The organism is Marinovum sp. J2-8 (assembly GCF_055808435.1).
The window spans coordinates 180,836-201,276 of the sequence record NZ_JBVVRZ010000002.1 but is presented as its reverse complement, the minus strand read 5'-3'; the positions used below and the strand labels follow the sequence as shown (position 1 = coordinate 201,276).

Genomic DNA, 20,441 nt, shown 5'->3' with positions numbered 1-20,441 from the left:
AGTTCTCGTCGATTTTGCTGACAGAACTGAACCGCAAGGACGCAGTACTGTAGTTCAACTTTAGCTGCCAGAAATTTTGCCGAGAACTCTGTGTTTCACCGAAGCAGTATGCCGGCGCAATGCATGTTCAGTCCCGACATCTGATGGATCGAATTTGGAATGAATCTGTCTGACTCTGATGTCGATATCTTGAGGCTGTATTCGATATGCGTCCGATGCCAAGGTTCAGGCAGTAGTTCGCGTTCGCTGAATTGAAGAGTAATTTCCGTATAACGCAACCCTGCGTTCGCACGGAGTTGGCCGGTGGCCGCGGGTTTCTGGGTGGGTGCACCTCGGCAAAAGGAGTCTTCATCCCTTCAGGGCTTCTGTTTGGACAGGCACTCGAGAACATCAGAATCGTTTTACCAGACCGAGTTCACAGCATTTGGTCCAGTGAACCTGCGAGAACTCCTTACCCGGCTCTCTAAGTCATTGATTTTTTGGTAGGCCCGGCAGGACTTGAACCCGCAACCAAAGCGTTATGAGCGCTCTGCTCTAACCAATTGAGCTACAGGCCCGCCTGAGGGTGATCTACCAGAAGGATACGGCAGGTCAAGTCGGCATGTCGGCTGGTGGAATTGGGTTGGGCTTTGGTGTGGCGGGGGTGCCGGGCATGATCGTTGCGTTTCAATTTGGGACAGGCGCGTGGCACAGGAAACGGGCAGGGCCCGTATGGTGGCGGCGAAATTCACTCAAATTCCCCGCGATACCCCATGCGCCGGGGCCAGATTTGTGGTGCAAAAGGGCGCTCTGTCATAGGATGCGTTGTCATCCAGGCCCAGTTGGTCTATCGCGGCGCACAAACTCAGCAAACGGGATCCGACACATGAGCACATCTCCCAAGAATGGTCTGACTTATAGCCAGGCAGGTGTTGACATTGATGCCGGCAATGCGCTGGTCGAACGGATCAAACCGGCGGCCAAACGCACGACGCGCCCCGGTGTGATGTCCGGTCTTGGCGGATTTGGCGCGCTGTTTGATTTGAAAGCGGCCGGGTATGAAGATCCGATCCTGGTTGGGGCGACCGATGGGGTTGGCACCAAATTGCGGATCGCGATTGACACAGGCGAGGTTGACGGCGTCGGCATTGATCTGGTGGCGATGTGCGTCAATGATCTGGTCTGCCAGGGTGCAGAGCCGCTGTTCTTTCTCGACTATTTTGCCACGGGCAAACTGGAACTGGACATTGCCGCGCGCATTATCGAAGGCATTGCCGAGGGCTGTGTGCGGTCCGGTTGTGCGCTGATTGGTGGCGAGACTGCGGAAATGCCGGGAATGTACCCGGAAGGTGATTTCGATCTGGCTGGCTTCGCGGTTGGCGCGATGGAACGCGGCGCGACGCTGCCTGCCGATGTTGCGGTGGGCGATGTGCTGCTTGGCTTGGCAAGTGACGGCGTGCATTCCAACGGCTATTCTCTGGTGCGCAAGGTCGTTGAATTGTCCGGTCTCGGCTGGAACGACGATTGCCCCTGGGCCGAGGGCACGTTGGGCGCAGCGCTTTTGGCACCCACGCGGCTTTATGTGAAATCCACCCTTGCGGCGGTGCGCTCTGGCGGCGTGCATGCCCTGGCGCATATCACCGGCGGCGGGCTGACCGAAAACCTTCCGCGCGTGTTGAACGCGGGGCAGGGTGCTGCGATCGACCTTGATGCCTGGGATTTGCCGCCTGTGTTTGCATGGCTGGCGGAACATGGCGGGCTGGCGCCCAGCGAAATGTTGAAAACCTTCAACTCCGGCATTGGAATGGTGCTGGTGGTGGCGCCGGACCGGGCCGAGGCCGTGACCGCCTTGCTGACCGAAGCCGGGGAAACCGTGCATCAGCTTGGGCATGTCACCGAAGGCGACAGCGTGACCTATACCGGGACGCTTGCATGAGCCTTCGGGTTGCCATCCTGATTTCCGGTGGTGGGTCGAACATGGTCACGCTGGTCGACAGCATGACCGGCGACCATCCCGCGCGGCCCTGTCTTGTGCTGTCGAACAAGGCGGATGCTGGCGGGTTGGACAAGGCGCGTGCGCGCGGCATTCCCACGGCGGTTGTCGATCATCGCCCCTTTGGCAAGGACCGCGCCGCGTTCGAGGCAGAGGTGCAAAAGGCGCTGGAGGCCGCACAGCCCGACATTATCTGTCTGGCCGGGTTCATGCGGGTTCTGACCGCGGATTTCGTGACCCGCTGGCAGGGGCGGATGCTGAACATTCACCCGTCTCTTTTGCCAAAGTACAAAGGCCTGCACACCCACGCCCGGGCGATCGAGGCCGGCGATTCCGAGGCCGGATGTTCCGTGCATCTGGTCACGCCAGAGCTGGACGACGGCCCGGTTCTGGGGCAGGCACGGGTCGAAATCCGGGCCGATGACACGCCAGTCACACTGGCAGAACGGGTTCTGGTCGAAGAACATCGCCTTTACCCAGATGTGCTGCGCGCCTTTGCCGGGCAATTGTAACATTCGCAATACACTACCGGCTTTTCATCCTGACATGATGCCCCTATGGTCGTGGAAACGGGAGCGCAAAAAAACCAGAAAAGAGCGCCTATGCGGATCATCACGACGACTGAGGAATTGGCAGAGTTCTGCTCTGCTGCGCGTCAGGAACCCTATGTCACGGTCGACACGGAATTCCTGCGTGAACGGACCTACTTTTCCAAACTCTGCCTGGTGCAGATGGCCATGCCGGGCACCGACGACAGCAATGCGGCGCTGATTGATCCGCTGGTCGAAGGTCTGTCGCTGGAACCAATGTACGAGCTGTTTCGCGATGAAAACGTCGTCAAGGTGTTTCACGCCGCGCGGCAGGATCTTGAAATCTTTCAGGTCGATGCCGGCGTCATTCCGAAACCGCTGTTCGACACCCAGATTGCCGCCATGGTCTGTGGATTCGGCGAACAGGTCGGATATGAAAAATTGGTGCGCTCCATCGCCCGCAAAGGTGTGGACAAGACATCGCGTTTCACCGATTGGTCGCGTCGCCCATTGAGCGAAGCGCAACAGGTCTATGCCTTGGCCGATGTCACGCACTTGCGCCAAATCTATGAATTTCTCGCCAAAAAGCTGGAAAAGACCGGTCGCGCCCCTTGGGTGAAAGAAGAATTGGCAATTCTGGAAGACCCGGAAACCTATATCGTGCGCCCGGAAGATGCGTGGAAACGCGTCAAGACGCGGACCACCACACCGAAGTTCCTGGCAATTGTGCGCGAGCTGGCAAGGTTCCGCGAATCCTATGCCCAGGCCAAGGATGTGCCGCGCAATCGGGTCTATAAAGATGATGCGATGCTGGAGCTGGCCTCGACCAAGCCGGCCAATGCATCCGATCTTAGCCGGTCGCGGCTTTTGCTGCGCGAGGCCCGCCGTGGCGAGATCGCCGAAGGTATCCTTGCGGCGGTTGCGGCCGGGGTGGCCTGTCCGGCAGAAGACATGCCGAAACTGGACCGCACGCGCGACAAATTGCAGGTCAACCCGGCGCTGGCCGATCTTTTGCGGGTGCTGCTGAAGGCCAAGACTGAGACCAACGATGTCGCCCCGCGCCTTGTGGCACCTGCGGCGGATCTCGATGCTTTGGCGGCGGGATTGCGCGATGTTGGCGCGCTGCATGGCTGGCGGTTTGACGTGTTTGGTCGCGATGCGCTGCGCCTGTGTGATGGCACGGTGGCGTTGGCGGTCAAAGGCAATTCGGTCGAGATCGTCGATATCGGTTAACCTGTTTGAAATCGGTTAACCGATGGTCGATGTCGGGCGCTCAATATGAGCGGCGCTGATTAGGGGCGGGCCGCGTTTTAGCGGCGCGCCGTGCGCACGTTGTTTTCTGCGATAACCTTGATCGTGCTAATCCCCGCCAGATCCTGATCGGTGACATTGGTGGCGGCGGTGACGCTGCGCACATGTGCATTGCCCCAACCCCGACCGGCCGTCGGTTGAACCGCCCGAAGACTGAAAGCCAGAACTGTCGTGTCTTCTTCTTCTTCGCGCACCAGTTCCACGTCGTAACTGCCGATCGAATGGAAGACGCCGGTCACCTCGATCACCGCGCCGCCGGGCACGCGCCGAATGTGCAATTCGCTGACTTCCTGCACCAATGTGCCGGTATATTCCGGCTCTTCCGCCGGGTCGAGCACGGAGCGGCGTGACGGGATCAGCGGATTGACCGCTTCGGCATCGGCGGGCGCGGCCACTGGCGCCGACGACGACCGACCAAACCAGTTAAATGGATTGTAACGCAACTCGTTCACCGAGGCACAGCCCGCCACAGACGTGGCCATGACCAATGTTACCAGAACCAGTTTGCGCATTGGGTCAGTCTCCCTTTCATTCCCAACCGGGTTAGCGCATTGGCGCGGCGTTGAAAAGCAATTGCGACTGGACCTTTGCGTCCTGGCTTCATAGGTGAAGGAAACCAGCATCGGAGGGACCATGGCCAGCGCCGCGTTCGAAGAGATTGTCGAAGATTTCGAATTCCTGGAAGATTGGGAAGACCGCTATCGGCACGTCATAGAGATGGGCCGGGCGATGACCCCATTGGATGACGCGTTGAAGGTGCCCGCCACCAAGGTCGACGGCTGTGCATCACAGGTCTGGCTGCACACCCGGCCAGAGGACGGCGTGTTTCAATTTGACGGCGACAGTGATGCGATGATCGTGCGCGGTCTGATCGCGGTGTTGCGGGCGCTTTATAACGGCGTGGCACTGGCCGATGTGGCGGCGATTGATGCGGCGGGGGAATTTGCCCGTCTGGGATTGCAGGACAATCTGTCAGCCCAGCGGTCCAATGGGCTCCGCGCCATGATCCAACGCATCCGCGAGCGCGCAGCCGAGGCCGCCTGACACCGGTCAGGCCAGCAAACCGGGGACAGCGGGGGCAGGCCGCGAACCGGCATATTGCCATCGCTTTCCTGCAAAAACAGTAAATGCGGGTCGATTATCAAATCGGCCCGCATCTCGTTTCAAACTTATATCAAATCGACGGTAGTTTTCCGATCAGAACGGAATCTCGTCGTCGATGTCGCGGCTCGGCATGTTTCCGCTGGTCTTGGGGCCGCTGTCATACCCTGTGTCGCGGGGACCAGAGTCATAGTTGCGATCATAGCCGCCGGGATCGCTTGGGCCTTGGTTGCCGCCGGGGCCTTCGCGACCGTCCAGCATGGTCAGCGTGCTGCCAAACCCCTGAAGCACAACCTCAGTGGAATACCGATCCTGACCGGATTGATCCTGCCACTTGCGGGTTTGCAATTGGCCTTCGATGTAAACCTTTGAACCTTTGCGCAAATATTGCTCGGCAACCCGTACCAGACCTTCGGAAAAAATCGCCACCCGATGCCATTCGGTGCGTTCACGGCGTTCACCGGTGTTGCGATCTTTCCAGTTTTCGGACGTGGCAACCGTCAGGTTGCACACCTTGCCGCCATTCTGAAAATTGCGCACCTCGGGGTCGCGCCCGAGATTTCCGATAAGAATGACTTTGTTGACTGACCCGGCCATGATGCCCCCAAATACGCGTATTGATTGCGCCGCGAATGCGAATCCGGCGGCGATGTGGCGTGCACATTAGCCCAGCTTGGCCGGGTTAAAAACTGCCTATGACCCATTGGTCTGGTCGAATCCGAAAAAATGCCTATATTGCCCGCAACGTTTTCCAGGATGGAACGATTTTCAATACGACCAGGACGGAATGTATGCACAGGTTCTTTTGTTTGATTTTTTGTGCAGCGCTGATGCCTGCCGGGGCGTTCGCCGAAACGATTTCTTCCAAGGGCAATCCATCGCTGTTTCGGTCGAAGACCGGTCTGCTGGATCGGCGCGCATCGCAGCAATACAACAATTCGATTCGTCTGCAACCGCCCAAGGTGGTGACGCCGACAAAATGGGACACGCAAACCCCGAAATATGCCGGCAAGTACAAGGGCGTCTATTCCACCATGGCGCGGACCGCAGCGCGCCGCCATGGTGTGCCAGAGGATTTGTTCCTGCGATTGGTGCAGCAGGAAAGCGGCTGGAACCCCACCGCCGAGAGCCACAAAGGCGCCTTTGGTCTGGCTCAGCTGATGCCCGCGACGGCACGCGCGCTGGGGGTGGATCACAAGGATCCGAAACAGAAATCTTGAGGGCGGTGCGCGTTACCTCAAACAACAATACAAAAAATTTGGTTCCTGGCGGCTGGCGCTTGCCGCCTATAACGCCGGTCCGGGGGCGGTGTCGAAATACGGGGGCGTGCCGCCGTACAAAGAGACCAAGAACTATGTGAAGATCATCTGGGGCAGCTAAGCCCCTAATCTTCGTGCCAAATATCCGTCGGCACGGTCTGGAACGGATACCGGCCCAACATGTCATAGACCGGTGCCGCACCCCCGAGGGTGGAGTGCAACAATGTCATTTCCCCCACTGTGAAGCCCGGAATGTGGCGCGCGGCCTGCGTGGCTATGAGCGGTTGGATCTCGTCAGCGACATGGGCGGGCGGGCGCGCCCCAAAGCGGACCAATGTCACATGTGGTTTGAAGGTCTGGCGTTGCGGAGGCAGACCGGCCAGACGCGCCGCCGCGTGAACCGCGCGGTGTATCTGGGCCAATTCCGGGCTGAGGTGCACCGCCGCCACCAACAGCCGGGGTTTGGTGCTGCCAAACAGATCCAGCCCGGCGAATGTCACGTCAAACGGCCATGCACGGATGTCGTCCAATGCCGCGTCCAGATCGGCCAGCATCCCCGGCGCAACATCCGCAAAGAATCCCAGCGTGATATGCATCTGGTGCAGTGCCACGTGATGCCCAGCCCGCAATTGGTCCTGAAGCCCACCCAGATGGTCGCAAACCGCGTCAGCAATGGGCAGCGCCACAAAAAGCCGCATCTCTGACCCCTAGCGTCCCGAACCCTGATGACGAAACACCGGCGCGGTGCCGGGATGTTGTGGCGGCTTTGCGGTGGGGTTCATCGCGCGGCGCAGCGAAGAGGGGGTCTTGCCGGTGTAATTTGAATGAAGCGGGTGAAATAGGCGGCGGAGCCAAAACCCAGATGTTTCGCCACGTTCTGGACCGGTGGGTCAGGCTGCGCCAAAAGGGTCCGCGCCGCATGCAACACCCGCGCGGTCAAGAGATCCGCCGCCGTCATTCCGGCGTTTTCGCGCAACACCCGCGTCAGATGGGTTGGGCTCACATCCAGCATCTCGGCAAAATCCGCCATGGAATGGCCGGCGCGATATTGCTCTTCCACCTGATCGGCGAACCGGCGGCTCAGACGCTGGCCGGCGGTTTCGCGTGTGGTCAGCGCAGGCGACACCCGGTCGGTGTCATCCAGCATCACCAGCATTTGCCGCCGCAACCACACCGCAGCCAGATTGAATTTCGCCAACAGCGCCTCGGCCTGAAGCGGTTGCGGATGTTGCAATTCGCGTTGGATCATTTCCACAATGGCCGATAATTCCCCCTGCGCAGCGACATCACGCATCCGCAGATGCTGTACCGTGTTTGGCAACAACCGGTGATCGCCATCGCGCAGGATCAAGGCCTGGCCAAAACATTGGTTGCCGATTTCCAGCGAAAACTGGGCACCGGGCGGCAGGTAGATCACATTGTTTGCCCCAATGCCGCGTCGCAAACCGCGAATGGTGGCCCGACCCTGGCCCCGGGTGATCCAGATGAACATATGTTCGTCGCGTGCATGGGGCAGGGCGATTTGCCAGGCCCCCTGTTGCGTCAACTGCGCCAGGGTCGACACCCGCAACGGCAGGACCGCGTCACCCTTATTGGCCTCGGCTTCGGCGATATGCTTGGGCTGTTGCACGGTCACGGCAGGCGCTGGTCCTTCTGCTCGGCGGGTGTGTGGCATTTTCACCAGCCTGCCGCAGTGCAGCACGTCACGCAAGCTTGTCGTGGCAATCATACCGATTTAGCGGCGAAAATCAGTGAGGTCGGTCACCCATTGACCCGTCAGTTGCGCAGGATCTGCCCCACTTGGCTGGCCGGATGGCCTAGCCCAATGTTGCCGCATCAACCCCATGCCAATCCGCCATGCGCGACCGTAACCAGGTGCGTTGGCGTTTGGCAAATTGACAGGTGGCAATGGTGGCTTTTTCCCGCGCATCCGCCAGCGACATTTCGCCGTTCAGATGCGCGATAAGTTCCGGCGCGCCGATGGCCTTGGCGCTAAGCTGTGTCGGGTCCCAATGCGCCAGATTGGCCTGCGCCTCGTCCAGGGCGCCTTGGTCCAACATCAAATCAAACCGCCGTGCGATCCGCGCATTCAGCCAGTCACGCTCGACATCCACACGCAGCGCCATCGTATCGGCCAGCGGCAAAAGCGGCGGCGGCGTGTTGTCCTGCCAATGGGCAAGCCCGCGCCCGGTGGTTTTTTGCACCTCCCAGGCGCGCTGTACCCGCATGGGATTGCGTTGGTCGATGCGCGCGGCGGTTTCGGGGTCAAGATCCGCCAGCAGTGCGCCGTGGCCTTGGGCAATGCGAATATGGTCGGCATCGCGGCGCACCTCGGGCGGGGTGAGAGGAATGTCGGCTAAACCTTTGGTCAGGGCCGAAAAATAGAGCCCAGTGCCGCCGATGATGATCGGCCTGTCCGCGCCGTGCAGCAATGGGGCCACATCGCGCAGCCAATGCCCCACGGAATAGGGCGCATCCGCTGCCACATGGCCATAAAGCGCATGTCGCGCCCGTGCCAGATCGTTGTCATCCGGTCTTGCGGTCAGTACACGCCAATTTTCAAACACCTGAATCGCATCGGCATTTATGATCACACCGCCCAGCGTTTCGGCGATGGCCAGCGCAAGCGCCGATTTGCCGCTGGCGGTTGGCCCGACGATCAGGACAGGCCGCATCGGCGCCAGACCGGACAGCACGCCGGGCAATGTTTTTGATTTCTGTGCCACGATCACCTGGTTTCCGTCGATTGCTGCATTGAATTGCCCGCTGTTTTGCGACATTTTGCGCGCAATCTAGCTTTCCCCCAGACCGGAGTACACCATGACCGTCAGCCCCCCTGATGCGACCGCCGCCACGGCCGACAATGAAACCACGTATAAACGCGTGCTTCTGAAAATTTCCGGCGAGGCGCTGATGGGCGATCAGGGCTATGGCCTGCATCCGCCCACGGTACAGCGGATCGCCGAAGAAGTGAAATCGGTGCATGATCTCGGGGTCGAGATCTGCATGGTTATCGGTGGCGGCAATATCTTTCGCGGCTTGCAAGGGTCGGCGCAGGGGATGGAACGGACAACGGCCGATTATATGGGGATGTTGGCGACGGTGATGAACGCCCTGGGGATGCAGGCGGCACTAGAGGAGCTGGGCGTGTTCACGCGGGTGATTTCCGCCATTCCGATGGATCAGGTCTGTGAACCCTATATCCGCCGTCGCGCGGTGCGCCATTTGGAGAAGAAGCGGGTTTGCATCTTTGCCGCCGCACCGGCAACCCCTATTTCACCACCGACACCGCCGCCACGTTGCGCGCCAATGAAATGTCCTGCGAGGCCATTTTCAAGGGCACCAAGGTCGATGGGGTCTATGACAAGGATCCGGTCAAACATGCGGATGCCAAACGCTATGACACCGTGAGCTATGACGAGGTGCTGCAAAAACACCTTGGGGTGATGGATGCCTCGGCGATTGCGCTGGCGCGGGACAATTCCCTGCCGATCATCGTGTTTTCGCTGGATGAACCGGGCGGGTTCCGCGGGATTTTGGCGGGCCGGGGCACCTATACCAAGGTTGGCGATTAACACCGCCCATCATGCGGCCCGGGACCCGTCAAAAGGCGGCTGGGGCCGCGTTGTGCCATACCAATGCACGTTTGAAAGCCGTAACAATCTGTGCAAAACGGATAAGCCGGTGTATATCCCGGGTAAACGCGCCACGGGACAGTGAGACTGGGCACTGACACGGGGCCGCCCGACGGGGCCGCCAGACAGGAAAGAGAACAAGACATGTCCGACGATTTCATTCTTGATACCGACGATCTAGAACGCCGCATGGATGGCGCAATGGCCAGCCTGCGGACGGAATTCGCAAGCCTTCGTACCGGCCGGGCCTCGGCCTCGATGCTGGAACCGGTGATGGTCGATGCCTATGGCAGCGCAACCCCGATCAACCAGGTCGGCACCGTCAACGTGCCAGAGCCGCGCATGGTTACAATCAACGTCTGGGACAAGGGCCTGGTTGGCAAGGTTGAAAAGGCGATCCGCGAAAGCGGTCTGGGCATCAACCCGCAGCTGAATGGTACGATCATCATGCTGCCGATCCCCGAACTGAACGAGGAACGCCGCCGCGAACTGACCAAGGTTGCCGCCCAATACGCCGAAAGCGCCCGGGTGTCGGTGCGCAACATTCGCCGCGACGGCATGGATCAGATCAAGAAGGCCAAGGCCGACGGCATGTCGGAAGACGACCAAAAGTTCTGGGAAGCCTCTGTGCAGGATCTGACAGATGCTTTCGTCAAAAAGGTGGATGAGGCGCTGGAAACCAAGCAAGCCGAAATCATGCAGGTCTAAGGTGATGATTGGGCACCGACCAGTTTCGGCGGTGCCCAAAATCACACCCAGTTTCAGTTTCAGTAGACTTCCTTTTCGCCAATCAGGAGCCAGCCCATGGCGCGCGACGCAGACGACACGGACGAACACAAAGGTCCGCGCCACGTGGCGATCATCATGGATGGCAATGGCCGATGGGCGCAGATGCGCCACCGCCCGCGACTGTTCGGCCATCAGGCCGGCGCACGCCGCGTGCGCGAGATTGTCGAAGCCTGTCCCGAATTCGGCGTGAAATACGTCACGATCTTTGCCTTCTCCACCGAAAACTGGAAACGCACGCAATCCGAAGTTGCCGGCCTGATGAGCCTGTTTCGCCGCTATATCCACAAGGAAATGCAGGCGTTTCGGCGCGAAAACGTGCAGGTCCGGTTTATCGGTGATCGGGTGCGGCTGGATGCCAAGCTGCGTGCCTTGATGGATGAGGCCGAGGAAATGACCGGCGATTGCACCGGCACCAATCTGACCATTGCATTGAATTATGGTGGTCGCGACGAGGTGGCCCGCGCCACCAAACGTCTGGCCCAGGACGTACAGGCCTGCCGTCTCGACCCGGATAAAATTGACGAAGAAACCCTGCCAAGGTATTTGGATACTTATGTTTTGCCCGATCCCGATCTGGTGATCCGCACCAGCGGCGAGGCGCGAGTGTCGAATTTCCTGCTGTGGCAATCGGCCTATGCCGAATATGAATTCATCGACACGCTTTGGCCGGATTTTTCCGCCGAGGAATTTGGCCGGCTGGTGGGTGCTTATGGTAAACGTGACCGCCGTTTTGGCGCGGTCAAGGTCTGAGATATGGCGCGAAAAGGCGGGAATTGGGATGACCTGATCGTCCGTATCGGATCAGCCATTGTCATGGTGCTTGTCGGTGTTCTGGCAATTGTGCTGGGCGGTTGGTGGTTTCGCGGCCTGATGATTGTGGTCTGCGGCGCGATGGTCTGGGAATTGATCCGAATGATTGGCGGCGCACAGCGGGTTGCGCTGGCGTTGGGGGCGCTGTCGGGGGTGTGTCTGCTCTTGGCGGATATGACCCAGACGGCGGCCAGCTTTGGCCTGATGATCCTGCCCAGCCTGATCGGTCTGTTCCTGATTGCGGCGCATCGCGGCATTTTCCTGCTGTTCAGTCTGGCCATTCCATTGGCCGCATATGCCATGTTGGCCTTGCGCGGCGATTTTGGCCTGTCCTGGCTTTTGTGGCTGGTTCTGGTGGTGGTGGTGACCGATGTGGCGGGGTATTTTGCCGGCCGCCTGTTGGGCGGACCAAAGTTCTGGCCCAAGGTCAGCCCGAAAAAGACCTGGTCCGGTACGGCGGCGGGTTGGATCGGGGCAGGGACGGTTGGTATGATTTACTGGCTTTCGGGGGCGTCGGGGCCAAGTGTGATCGCGATTTCGATGGCCGTGTCACTGGCTTCGCAATTGGGGGACATCGCCGAAAGCGCGGTCAAACGTCGGGTCGGCGTCAAGGATTCCTCTGGATTGATCCCCGGACATGGCGGTGTGCTGGATCGGTTTGACGGCATGTTGGGCGCGGCATTGTTTGTCTGTCTGATCGTCCAGATCGCAGATTTTCCGCCTGTTGGCATGCCATGAAACGGGTTTCTATTTTCGGCGCAACCGGCTCTATCGGCCAGAACACCATTGATCTGATTTCCCGCGACCGCGCCGGATATGAGGTCGTGGCGCTGACCGGTGGGCGCAATATTGCGCAATTGGCGGCGGATGCCCGAAAGCTGAACGCCAAGGTCGCCGTGACCGCGCATGACGACCTGTTGGAGGATCTGCGCGCCGCATTGGTCGGATCGGATGTCGTGGCCACCGCGGGCGCAACCGCATTGACCGAGGCCGCAGCCCGTCCCGCCGATTGGGTGATGTCGGCGATTGTTGGCGCGGCTGGCCTGGCACCGGGGTTGGCGGCGCTGGAACAGGGCGCAACGTTGGCGCTGGCCAACAAGGAAAGCATGGTCTGCGCGGGGCGGTTGATGACCGAAACCGCCGCGACCCATGGCGCGCGAATCCTTCCGGTCGACAGCGAACATTCGGCGGTGTTTCAGGCCCTGATCGGCGAAGACATGGCGGCGGTCGAACGGGTGATCATCACCGCATCCGGCGGTGCGTTCCGTGATTGGCCGATCGAGGCGCTGGCCCATGCCACGCCCGCACAGGCCGCTACCCATCCCAATTGGGACATGGGCCAGCGCATCACCATCGACAGCGCATCAATGTTTAACAAGGCGCTGGAGGTCATTGAAACACATGAGTTTTTTGATCTTGACCCCGCCCAGATAGAGGTGCTGGTGCACCCTGAAAGCATGATGCATGCGCTGGTTGGATTTCGCGACGGGGCCTTGATGGCGCATGTCGGCCCGCCGGATATGCGCCATGCCATCGGCTTTGCGCTGCATCATCCGGAACGCCGTGAATTGCCGGTGGCGCGGCTGGATCTGGCCCAGATTGCCACCCTGACCTTCCGCCCGCCGGACGAGGTCCGCTGGCCCGCGCTGCGGTTGGCGCGTGAGGTGATGCAGCAGGGCGGATTGAGCGGCGCGGTGTTCAACGCAGCCAAGGAACGCAGTCTCGACCGCTTCATCGCTGGCGACATCGGGTTTTGTGAAATGGCAGAGGTCGTCGAGGCCGTTCTCACCGAATTGTCAGGCCAATCCGGTCTCATTGACGCCGCAATGACCCTTGATAACGTGCGCCAAGTGGACCATTTGGCACGGCAAGAGGCCGATAAGGTCATCCGTGACCGCAAAATAAAGACATAAAAGGTAGGGCAGTTTGGATATCGCAACCCTGATTCCGCAGTTTGGCAACACATTGTTCACGTTACTGGCTTTTGTCGTGGCCCTGTCGATCATCGTCGCGATCCATGAATATGGCCATTACATCGTTGGACGCTGGAGCGGGATCAAGGCGGATGTCTTCTCGCTTGGGTTTGGGCCGGTTTTGTTTTCCCGGGTGGATCGCCACGGCACAAAATGGCAGGTCGCGGCGCTGCCCCTGGGCGGATATGTGAAATTTCGCGGCGATGCCGATGCCGCAAGCGCGCAATCCGATCAGGACAGCCTGAACGCGATGAGCGCCGCAGAACGCCGGTCGACCATGGCGGGCGCGCCGCTTTGGGCGCGGACATTGACGGTTGCCGCAGGCCCGGCCTTCAATTTCGTGCTGGCCATGGTGATTTTCACGGCGTTGTTCCTGACGCGTGGGGTGACGTCGGAACCGCTGACCGTTGGCGAGCTGCGCCCGTCGCCCAGCGTGCAGGAATTGCAGCAAGGCGATGTCCTGTTGTCGATTGCCGGTCAGGACGTGCCGAATTTTGATGATTCCGCCGCTTTGCCGCATTTGTGGCTGCGCTGCCGCCGCAGAATGACCTCGATTATCGTATTCGTCGCAATGGCGATGAAATCATCGTGAGCGGCCCCTATCCCTATCCGCCGAATGTCACCCGCTTGGTGCCGCGCTCGGCGGCTTATGACATTGGGCTGCAACAGGGGGATGTGATTGTCGGGGTTGATGGCAAAGACATCGCAACCTTTGATCAGATCAAAACCGAGGTCGAGGCATCCGAGGGCAGGGCGCTTTTGCTGGATGTCTGGCGCGATGGCGAGATTCTGGAATTTGCCCTGGCCCCGCGCCGGGTGGATGAGCCGGGCCCGGACGGTGGATTCGTCACCCATTGGCGCGTTGGCATTGTCGGCGGCTTGTTCTTTGATCCCGCCAAAACCGCCCCCAGCGTCGGCGAGGCGATTACCGGCGGCGTGATGCAGACCGGGGCGATCATCCAAAGCTCGCTTTCCGGCATGTGGCATATCATCACCGGTCAGATTTCCACCTGCAACCTGTCAGGTCCGGTTGGCATCGCCGAGACCTCTGGCCAAATGGCGGCGCAGGGCACTTCCAGTTTCATCTGGTTTGTGGCGGTCTTGTCCGCGGCTGTCGGGCTTTTGAACCTGTTCCCGATCCCGGTTCTCGACGGTGGGCATCTGGTGTTTTACGCCTATGAGGCCGTGGTTGGCCGCCCGCCACATGACCGCGTGCTAAGCGTTCTGATGGCGGTGGGATTGGCGGTGGTGCTGTCGGTCATGGTCTTCTCGCTCAGCAATGATTTGATCCTCTGCCCCTGATTGATCCCTTGTGATCACGGGTGATCCCCTTGACCGCTATCCCGGGCAATGCCCGGATGGGCGGGGGTTTGCCGATCCTTGGTTGCAAAAGTGAAATCATCAACGGCGCAAAGGGGCAGAATTTGCTGTTTGCCCCATTGCTGCCCGATTTGTCGCCTAACCTCTGGCCTGCAACGCCCGAGAAAGAGCGAGAAAAATGCAGACTTTGACCCATGGATATCGCGGATTGCGCCTTATTGCGCATATCAATGCTGACCGGATTTTTTCATCGCCACATTGGGCTTTGCCTTGATGTTGGCCTGCCATTTGGCCTCTGTCGTCTGAAAACATCCATATTTTGTGTATTTGGCGCAAAGATTCCTGTCTGCGCCCCGCCGCTTGGTTTTGACAACACCCGCCGATACCGATACTCAGCCAATGTGGGATGTTAAACGGATTGGCACATGCATATTCGACAAGGCGCGCGTGCGACCAAACGCACAGCAATTGAGACCGGTCTTCAATCAGTAAAATCTGTTCTCTTCGCGGGTGCAGCCGCTATCGCGGTTCAGGCAGCGATGGTGCCGACAACCGCCGTGGCACAGAGCTATAGCTTCAACCAGGTTGCAATCGAAGGTGCGCAGCGGATCGAACCGGCCACCATTCTGAGCTATGCTGGCATCGCCCGTGGCCAGAGCGTGTCCGCCGCCGAGTTGAATGATGCCTATCAACGGATTTTGGCCTCTGGCCTGTTCGAAGAGGTCGAAATCATACCGGTCGGCAACAAGCTGGTGATCCGGGTGGTGGAATTCCCCACGATCAACCGCGTTGTGTTTGAAGGCAACCGCCGGATCAAGGACGAGGACCTGAGCGGTTTGGTCACCTCGGCCTCGCGTCGGGTGTTCAATGCATCGACCGCCGAACGCGACGCCCAGACGATTGTACAGGCCTATGCCGAACAGGGCCGCGCCAGCGCCCGTGTGACCCCGCGTTTGATCCGCCGCTCTGACAACCGCGTCGATCTTGCCTTTGAAATTCTCGAAGGCGGGGTGATCGAGGTCGAGCGGATTTCCGTGGTCGGCAACCAGAAGTTTTCGGATCGGCGTCTGCGCCGGGTTCTGGAAACCAAACAGGCGGGTCTGTTCCGGTCGATCATTCGTCGCGACAGCTTTATCGAAGACCGTGTTGCCTTTGACAAACAGGTCCTGACCGATTTCTATTTCTCGCGCGGCTATGTCGATTTCCGCATCAATTCGGTCAATGCCGAGGTCGCCGAGGAACGCGACGGCTATTTCATGACCTTGAATGTGCAGGAAGGTCAGCAGTTCACCTTTGGCGCGATCAGCACCGTTTCCGATGTGGCCGAAGTCGATGCAGATGATTTTCAGGATGTGCTGAAAATTCGTCAGGGCGTGGTCTATTCGCCGTCGTTGGTCGAAAATGAAATCGCCCGACTGGAGCGGCTGGCCAACAAGAAGGGCCTGAACTTCATTCGGGTGGAACCGCGCGTCACACGCAACGACCGCACGCTGGAACTGGATGTGGAATTCATCCTGACCCGGGGACCGCGTGTTTTCATCGAACGTATCGACATCGAAGGCAATACCACCACGCTGGACCGTGTTGTGCGCCGTCAGTTTGATGTGGTCGAGGGTGATCCGTTTAATCCGCGTGAAATCCGGCAATCCGCAGAACGCATTCGCGCCCTTGGCTTTTTCAGCTCTGCTGACGTCAATGCACGCGAAGGATCAAGCGCCGAACAGGTGGTGATCGACGTCGATGTGGCCGAACAACCCACCGGGTCGATCGGTTTTGGTGGCTCCTATTCCACCGATGGCGGTGTTGGCGCGAATATTTCCTTCTCGGAGAAGAACTTCCTGGGCCGGGGTCAGCAATTGTCGCTGGAATTCACCACCGCGTCGGGGGCATCCAACTATGCCTTCAGCTTTGCCGAGCCGGCCTTTTTGAACCGCGATCTGCGGTTCGGATTTTCGATCAGCTACACCGAGACAGACAACCAATATACCGACAGCTATGACACTGTGCTGGGCTATTTCAGCACAAGCCTGGCCTTTCCGGTGGCGGAATACAGCACGCTTCAGACCCGCTATACCGCGCGTTACAATGAAATGCGCAATCCCGGTGACGAGCTGGGTGAAATTCTGTCGGCGGAGGTTGCCGAGGCTGGCAAATACACCAGCGGCATCGGCTATACCTATGTCTATGACACCATCAACCGCGGGCTGGACCCGAATTCCGGTGTCCGTTTGGAATTCGGTCAGGATTTCAACGGCTTGGGCGGCAATGTGAATTCTGTTCGCACCACGGCCAAGGCCACGGCGGAAAAGAAGATCCGCAACGAGGAAATCACCCTGCGGGCGGTGTTCGAAGGTGGGGCGCTGTGGACCGGCGGCGATGGCAGCCGTGTTATCGACCGGTTCCGCCTCGGCTCCAGCCGGATGCGCGGTTTTGAACCCGGCGGGATCGGCCCGCGTGAACGCGGCGCGGGTGGGGTCAATGACTCGCTTGGTGGCAATTATTTCGCCGTCGCCCGTTTTGAAGCGGAATTCCCGCTGGGATTGCCTGAGGAATACGGGCTGTCGGGCGGGGTGTTCTATGATGTCGGCTCGCTCTGGGGGTTGGACAACACATCGACGTCAAACAGCGTTTTCTATGACGAGGCCTCGGCGCGTCATGTGATCGGTGCGTCGATTTTCTGGACAACGGCCATTGGCCCGCTGCGGTTCAACTTTACCAAGGCGCTGCAAAAAGAAGAGTACGACAAAGATCGGCTCTTTGAATTCACCATTGCGACGCAATTCTGATCGCGGGGGCACGTTTGCGCACCAGTGATGCCAGATCAACGAAGAAGGCGGCGGCGTGGGTCGTCGCCTTTGCCGTCTTTTGGTCCGGGATGTCGGGCCTGTTCGGTATGGCACATGCACAAGAGCCGCCCTCGGCCCTGCGCAGTCCGATATTGGTGATTGATTTTGAGGCTTTGTTCCGAAATTCGGAATTTGGCCGCGCCATTGAATCCGATCTGGATGAGAAAAGCCGCGCCTTGGCGGCGGAAAATGCCCGGATAGACAGGGAATTGGCGGCCGAGGAAAAGGCGCTGACGGCGCAACGCGGCACCCTGGCCGCCGAAGATTTTCGCAACCTGGCGGATGACTTTGACGCGCGCGTGCAACAGCTTCGCGCGGAACAGGATGAAAAAGCACAGGCGATCAATCGGTTACAAGCAGAGGAACAATTGCAGTTCCGTCAGGCCGCAGTGCCGATCCTGGGCCAGCTGATGTTGGAAACCGGGGCGCTGATCGTGATGGAAAAGCGCAGCGTATTGGTGTTCAATGACGGGATCGACGTAACCGAAATCACCGCTGAACGGCTGGATACCGTGCAGGCAAACGCGCTGGACAGTCCCACACCGGGCACGGTCGAGGGCACCATCCCAGACGTGCCCCAGGATACTGGCACAGACGCCGCACAGACACGGGTACAGACACTGGCCCAGAAGCGACGCCAAACCCCCAGCCGGAGCCCACCCCGGAACCCACGCCAGAATCCACCCCGGAAACCGGCATTGAAAGCGGATCAGATGCCCCTGATGGCATAACCGCAGAGCCCGCCGACCAGGACTGACAGGGTCCGGCGAATACTTGCCCGATGCCCACAGGGTTGCTAGGGACAGGTCCGCACAAGACGGATAAAGGAAGACCACAGATGAGCGACACATTGAAAAGCGCGGATATTCAGTTGATCCAGCAGATCCTGCCGCACCGTTATCCGTTTCTTTTGGTGGACAAGGTCGTCGATATCGACGGCTATGCCTCGGCCAAGGGGATCAAGAATGTGACCATGAACGAACCGCATTTTCAGGGGCATTTTCCGAACACCCCGATCATGCCCGGCGTCACGATCGTCGAGGCGATGGCCCAGACCTCTGGTGTGATGATCGGTGTTGCGATGGATCTGGCCGACAAGGATCTGTTGATCTATTTCATGGCGATCGACAAATGCAAATTCCGCCGCAAGGTGGTTCCGGGGGACGTGCTGGAGATGAATGTGAAAACCGTACGCGGCAAACCCGGTGGCAGGGTGTGGAAATTCGCGGGTGTTGCCACTGTGGACGGTGAAATGGCCGCGGAATGCGAATTCACTGCAATGATGGATCTGTGATGACTGATGGTCTTATCCACCCCAGCGCGGTGATCGAAGACGGCGCGCAGATCGGCGAAGGCGTGCGTATCGGGCCGTTTTGCCATATCGGCCCCAAGGTTGTTCTGGGGCCCCGTGTCGAGCTGATGAGCCATGTGGTGGTGACCGGTCGGACCGAAATCGGCGAAGACACCGTGGTTTTTCCCTTTGCGGTGATCGGAGCGATTCCGCAGGATTTGAAATTCTCGGGCGAAGAGACGCAGCTGATTGTCGGCAAACGCAACCGGATCCGCGAACATGTGACGATGAACACCGGCACCGAGGGTGGCGGCGGCATTACCCGTGTGGGCGATGACGGTCTGTTCATGGCGGGATGCCATGTGGCGCATGACGTCCAGGTCGGAAACAAGGTGATCGTGGTCAACAACGCCGCTTTGGCCGGTCATTGCGTCATCGAAGACGAGGTGATCATCGGCGGGCTGTCCGGCGTGCATCAATGGGTGCGCATCGGGCGCGGTGCCATCATCGGCGCGGTCACCATGGTGACCAATGACGTGATCCCGCATGGGCTGGTACAGGCCCCCCGTGGCAAGCTGGACGGGCTGAACCTCGTCGGGTTGAAGCGGCGCGGCGTGGCGCGGGCGGATATTACCGCATTGCGGGCTGCGTTTCAGATGCTGGCACAGGGCGAGGGCGCCTTTGTTGAACGTGCAAAACGGCTCGGCAATGACAGCGATAATGAATATGTCCGTCAGATTGTCGATTTCGTCGCGGGCGAGACCGACCGCAATTATCTGACCCCCGGGAGCTGATCCAAATGACCGGCAAACTGGCGATTCTGGCTGGCAGCGGCGACCTGCCTGCGGCCCTTGCCATGGCTTACGAAGATGCGGTCTGTGTGGTGTTTGACGGCGTTGACGCCCCGATGCCACGGGTGGATGCCCGCCATCGGTTCGAGGCCTTTGGCGGCTTTCTGGACGATCTGGCGGCGCGTGGCGTCGACCGGGTTGTGCTGGCGGGGGGCATTGGCCGACCGCCGCTTAACCCGGCCACCTTTGATCCCTTCATGCAGAAACTTGCCCCGCGTCTGCTGGCGGCCTTGCAGGGCGGCGATGATGCCCTCGCACGATTGGTGATCGACGTGTTCGAGGGGGCCGGGATCGCCGTGGTCGGTGCGCATGATCTTCTGCCAGAGTTGACCGCCGCGCCGGGGGCGCTGGTGGGCGCGGAGCAGAGCCAGCAGAACCGGGCCGATTGCGACCGGGCCAATGACATCCTGCGCGCCTTGTCGCCGCTTGACGTCGGGCAGGGCGCGGTGGTGGCCAATGGTCTGGCGCTTGGGATCGAAACCCAGCAAGGCACCGATGCGATGTTGCGCTTTGTCGCGGCAACCGACGCCAGCCTGCGGGGCAAGGGCGGCGTTCTGGTCAAACGTCCCAAAGCCGGACAGGATCTGCGCGTGGATATGCCGGCCATCGGCCCGGACACGGTCCGTGCTGCGGCCGCCGCCGGTCTGGACGGGATTGTCATCGCCGCGCGTCAGGTGGTGTTGATCGACCGGACAGGTCTGATTGCCGCGGCGCAGGAGGCGGGGATTTTTGTCTTTGCCGACGAAGGATAGA

Annotated in this window: 18 protein-coding genes, 1 tRNA gene and 3 pseudogenes; 16 read left to right on the top strand and 6 right to left on the bottom strand. The window is 59.7% G+C overall.

Annotated features, from left to right (window positions below):
• Positions 1-480 precede the first annotated feature (480 nt).
• Positions 481-557 (bottom strand) — tRNA-Ile (locus AC0L4F_RS06860).
• A 308-nt stretch (positions 558-865) separates the two neighbouring features.
• Here AC0L4F_RS06860 and purM point away from each other — a divergent pair.
• From purM to rnd, 3 genes are all read left to right on the top strand, one after another.
• Positions 866-1,915: a phosphoribosylformylglycinamidine cyclo-ligase gene (gene purM / locus AC0L4F_RS06855; protein ID WP_244686747.1), complete on the top strand. Its 1,050-nt coding sequence runs from the start codon at positions 866-868 to the stop codon at positions 1,913-1,915.
• A complete protein-coding gene (gene purN / locus AC0L4F_RS06850) occupies positions 1,912-2,484 on the top strand; it encodes a phosphoribosylglycinamide formyltransferase (RefSeq protein ID WP_244686745.1) in 573 nt (190 codons plus the stop codon). Before purM ends, purN begins: the two co-directional genes overlap by 4 nt.
• Before the next feature lie 90 nt (positions 2,485-2,574).
• Positions 2,575-3,735 carry a ribonuclease D gene (gene rnd / locus AC0L4F_RS06845; protein WP_244686743.1) on the top strand — a complete coding sequence of 387 codons (1,161 nt, stop codon included), beginning with the start codon at positions 2,575-2,577 and terminating at the stop codon, positions 3,733-3,735.
• A gap of 77 nt (positions 3,736-3,812) precedes the next feature.
• On the opposite strand, the gene AC0L4F_RS06840 is transcribed toward rnd, so the two are convergent.
• On the bottom strand, positions 3,813-4,325 hold the full coding sequence (locus AC0L4F_RS06840; RefSeq protein ID WP_244686741.1) for a hypothetical protein: 513 nt from the start codon (positions 4,323-4,325) through the stop codon (positions 3,813-3,815).
• A gap of 121 nt (positions 4,326-4,446) precedes the next feature.
• Here AC0L4F_RS06840 and AC0L4F_RS06835 point away from each other — a divergent pair, with 121 nt between their 5' ends.
• A complete protein-coding gene (locus tag AC0L4F_RS06835) occupies positions 4,447-4,857 on the top strand; it encodes a SufE family protein (protein ID WP_244686740.1) in 411 nt (136 codons plus the stop codon).
• A gap of 153 nt (positions 4,858-5,010) precedes the next feature.
• On the opposite strand, the gene ssb is transcribed toward AC0L4F_RS06835, so the two are convergent.
• Positions 5,011-5,511 (bottom strand): single-stranded DNA-binding protein, encoded by a 501-nt coding sequence (gene ssb / locus AC0L4F_RS06830; protein ID WP_280520511.1) that lies wholly within the window; start codon positions 5,509-5,511, stop codon positions 5,011-5,013.
• A 194-nt stretch (positions 5,512-5,705) separates the two neighbouring features.
• On the opposite strand from ssb, the pseudogene AC0L4F_RS06825 reads away from it, so the two are divergent.
• Positions 5,706-6,294 (top strand): annotated as a pseudogene (locus AC0L4F_RS06825) (lytic transglycosylase domain-containing protein).
• 4 nt (positions 6,295-6,298) lie between these two features.
• On the opposite strand, the gene thpR reads toward AC0L4F_RS06825, so the two are convergent.
• The 3 genes from thpR to miaA all read right to left on the bottom strand — a co-directional run bounded on the left by thpR (position 6,299) and on the right by miaA (position 8,953).
• A complete protein-coding gene (gene thpR / locus AC0L4F_RS06820; protein ID WP_244686738.1) occupies positions 6,299-6,871 on the bottom strand; it encodes an RNA 2',3'-cyclic phosphodiesterase in 573 nt (190 codons plus the stop codon).
• 80 nt (positions 6,872-6,951) lie between these two features.
• Positions 6,952-7,848 carry a helix-turn-helix transcriptional regulator gene (locus AC0L4F_RS06815; RefSeq protein WP_244686735.1) on the bottom strand — a complete coding sequence of 299 codons (897 nt, stop codon included), beginning with the start codon at positions 7,846-7,848 and terminating at the stop codon, positions 6,952-6,954.
• Positions 7,849-7,990: 142 nt separating this feature from the next.
• Positions 7,991-8,953 carry a tRNA (adenosine(37)-N6)-dimethylallyltransferase MiaA gene (miaA, locus tag AC0L4F_RS06810; protein WP_473446139.1) on the bottom strand — a complete coding sequence of 321 codons (963 nt, stop codon included), beginning with the start codon at positions 8,951-8,953 and terminating at the stop codon, positions 7,991-7,993.
• 40 nt (positions 8,954-8,993) lie between these two features.
• Here miaA and pyrH point away from each other — a divergent pair.
• The 11 genes and pseudogenes from pyrH (at position 8,994) to AC0L4F_RS06755 (ending at position 20,440) form a co-directional block, all read left to right on the top strand.
• Positions 8,994-9,748 (top strand): annotated as a pseudogene (gene pyrH, locus AC0L4F_RS06805) (UMP kinase).
• Positions 9,749-9,952: 204 nt separating this feature from the next.
• Positions 9,953-10,516 (top strand): ribosome recycling factor, encoded by a 564-nt coding sequence (gene frr, locus AC0L4F_RS06800; protein WP_244686733.1) that lies wholly within the window; start codon positions 9,953-9,955, stop codon positions 10,514-10,516.
• A 96-nt stretch (positions 10,517-10,612) separates the two neighbouring features.
• The gene (locus tag AC0L4F_RS06795) at positions 10,613-11,347 is read left to right on the top strand and encodes an isoprenyl transferase (RefSeq protein WP_244686730.1); all 735 of its coding nucleotides are present in this window, start codon (positions 10,613-10,615) and stop codon (positions 11,345-11,347) included.
• A 3-nt stretch (positions 11,348-11,350) separates the two neighbouring features.
• Positions 11,351-12,145, top strand: a complete 795-nt coding sequence (locus tag AC0L4F_RS06790; protein ID WP_244686728.1) for a phosphatidate cytidylyltransferase — start codon at positions 11,351-11,353, stop codon at positions 12,143-12,145.
• Complete coding sequence (gene dxr, locus AC0L4F_RS06785) at positions 12,142-13,320, top strand: 1-deoxy-D-xylulose-5-phosphate reductoisomerase (protein ID WP_244686726.1); 1,179 nt, start codon at positions 12,142-12,144, stop codon at positions 13,318-13,320. The genes AC0L4F_RS06790 and dxr overlap by 4 nt, the downstream gene beginning before the upstream one ends.
• A gap of 13 nt (positions 13,321-13,333) precedes the next feature.
• Positions 13,334-14,682, top strand: a pseudogene (gene rseP, locus AC0L4F_RS06780) (RIP metalloprotease RseP).
• A 443-nt stretch (positions 14,683-15,125) separates the two neighbouring features.
• Positions 15,126-17,486, top strand: a complete 2,361-nt coding sequence (gene bamA, locus AC0L4F_RS06775; RefSeq protein ID WP_473446136.1) for an outer membrane protein assembly factor BamA — start codon at positions 15,126-15,128, stop codon at positions 17,484-17,486.
• Positions 17,487-17,500: 14 nt separating this feature from the next.
• Entirely contained in the window at positions 17,501-18,277 is a 777-nt protein-coding gene (locus AC0L4F_RS06770; RefSeq protein ID WP_244686723.1) for an OmpH/Skp family outer membrane protein, read from the top strand.
• Between the two features lie 107 nt (positions 18,278-18,384).
• On the top strand, positions 18,385-18,840 hold the full coding sequence (gene fabZ / locus AC0L4F_RS06765; RefSeq protein ID WP_244686721.1) for a 3-hydroxyacyl-ACP dehydratase FabZ: 456 nt from the start codon (positions 18,385-18,387) through the stop codon (positions 18,838-18,840).
• A complete protein-coding gene (lpxA, locus tag AC0L4F_RS06760) occupies positions 18,840-19,631 on the top strand; it encodes an acyl-ACP--UDP-N-acetylglucosamine O-acyltransferase (RefSeq protein ID WP_244686719.1) in 792 nt (263 codons plus the stop codon). The genes fabZ and lpxA overlap by 1 nt, the downstream gene beginning before the upstream one ends.
• Positions 19,632-19,636: 5 nt before the next feature.
• A complete protein-coding gene (locus AC0L4F_RS06755) occupies positions 19,637-20,440 on the top strand; it encodes an LpxI family protein (protein WP_244686717.1) in 804 nt (267 codons plus the stop codon).
• Position 20,441: the final 1 nt, after the last annotated feature.

Bases quoted from the DNA above. Each gene is read 5' to 3' on its own strand.
- dxr (WP_244686726.1), top strand. From the start codon at position 12,142: ATGAAACGGGTTTCTATTTTCGGCGCAACCGGCTCTATCGGCCAGAAC.
- bamA (WP_473446136.1), top strand. From the start codon at position 15,126: ATGCATATTCGACAAGGCGCGCGTGCGACCAAACGCACAGCAATTGAG.
- lpxA (WP_244686719.1), top strand. From the start codon at position 18,840: ATGACTGATGGTCTTATCCACCCCAGCGCGGTGATCGAAGACGGCGCG.
- miaA (WP_473446139.1), bottom strand. From the start codon at position 8,953: ATGTCGCAAAACAGCGGGCAATTCAATGCAGCAATCGACGGAAACCAG.
- purM (WP_244686747.1), top strand. From the start codon at position 866: ATGAGCACATCTCCCAAGAATGGTCTGACTTATAGCCAGGCAGGTGTT.
- thpR (WP_244686738.1), bottom strand. From the start codon at position 6,871: ATGCGGCTTTTTGTGGCGCTGCCCATTGCTGACGCGGTTTGCGACCAT.
- purN (WP_244686745.1), top strand. From the start codon at position 1,912: ATGAGCCTTCGGGTTGCCATCCTGATTTCCGGTGGTGGGTCGAACATG.
- frr (WP_244686733.1), top strand. From the start codon at position 9,953: ATGTCCGACGATTTCATTCTTGATACCGACGATCTAGAACGCCGCATG.
- AC0L4F_RS06840 (WP_244686741.1), bottom strand. From the start codon at position 4,325: ATGCGCAAACTGGTTCTGGTAACATTGGTCATGGCCACGTCTGTGGCG.
- rnd (WP_244686743.1), top strand. From the start codon at position 2,575: ATGCGGATCATCACGACGACTGAGGAATTGGCAGAGTTCTGCTCTGCT.
- AC0L4F_RS06815 (WP_244686735.1), bottom strand. From the start codon at position 7,848: ATGCCACACACCCGCCGAGCAGAAGGACCAGCGCCTGCCGTGACCGTG.
- AC0L4F_RS06835 (WP_244686740.1), top strand. From the start codon at position 4,447: ATGGCCAGCGCCGCGTTCGAAGAGATTGTCGAAGATTTCGAATTCCTG.
- ssb (WP_280520511.1), bottom strand. From the start codon at position 5,511: ATGGCCGGGTCAGTCAACAAAGTCATTCTTATCGGAAATCTCGGGCGC.
- AC0L4F_RS06790 (WP_244686728.1), top strand. From the start codon at position 11,351: ATGGCGCGAAAAGGCGGGAATTGGGATGACCTGATCGTCCGTATCGGA.
- AC0L4F_RS06755 (WP_244686717.1), top strand. From the start codon at position 19,637: ATGACCGGCAAACTGGCGATTCTGGCTGGCAGCGGCGACCTGCCTGCG.
- AC0L4F_RS06795 (WP_244686730.1), top strand. From the start codon at position 10,613: ATGGCGCGCGACGCAGACGACACGGACGAACACAAAGGTCCGCGCCAC.
- fabZ (WP_244686721.1), top strand. From the start codon at position 18,385: ATGAGCGACACATTGAAAAGCGCGGATATTCAGTTGATCCAGCAGATC.